This is a genomic window from Amycolatopsis sp. cmx-11-51 (genome assembly GCF_047608665.1).
In the GTDB taxonomy this organism is placed as follows: Bacteria; Actinomycetota; Actinomycetes; order Mycobacteriales; family Pseudonocardiaceae; genus Amycolatopsis.
The window spans coordinates 1-564 of the sequence record NZ_JADNQO010000054.1 but is presented as its reverse complement, the minus strand read 5'-3'; the positions used below and the strand labels follow the sequence as shown (position 1 = coordinate 564).

1 pseudogene is annotated in these 564 nt (G+C 63.8%); it reads right to left on the bottom strand.

The annotated features are described in order from the left end of the window. Positions 1-486 (bottom strand): annotated as a pseudogene (locus ACM6LU_RS39195) (IS982 family transposase); the annotation flags it as partial. Between the last annotated feature and the right edge of the window lie 78 nt (positions 487-564).

Sequence of the window (564 nt, the reverse complement as noted above, 5' to 3'; positions counted from 1 at the left end):
GACCGGCATTCCGTCACCGGCGCAGACGAGGTAGAGCTTCAGCCCCCAGTACAACCGGGAATGCGACGCACAGTAACCGTAACCGGCGTGTCCGGCCAGGTCCGAGCGCTTCACCGTTTCCCGCGACATCCCGCACGGTACCGGGGTGGCATCGGTGATCCACAAGTCGTCGAACCACGACGGACAGCACGCGGCCACGGTGAGGATTGCCTTGCGCAGCAACGGTTGCGCGGCCTTCAGCCGCTTGTGATACCCGGACTGGCCCAGCATCGCCGGGAACATCGCACGCCACCCGGGATCGGCGTGGATATGCCGGATCCAGCGTCGCTCACTGCCGTAACGCTGCAACACCTGCGCCACAGCCATCGTGATCAGCTCACTGTCCGTCAACACCGGCCGCCGCCCACGCCCAGTTCGGGGTGGCACGACATGGTCATCGACCAGCACGTACAGTGCGGTCAGGAGGGTGTCCAACTCATTCGTCACAGTTTGATCTTGGACACCCTCCTCCCATGCCCGCACAGCGGCCCCTTCACATGACCTTCACGGAATCACTCATCTAGG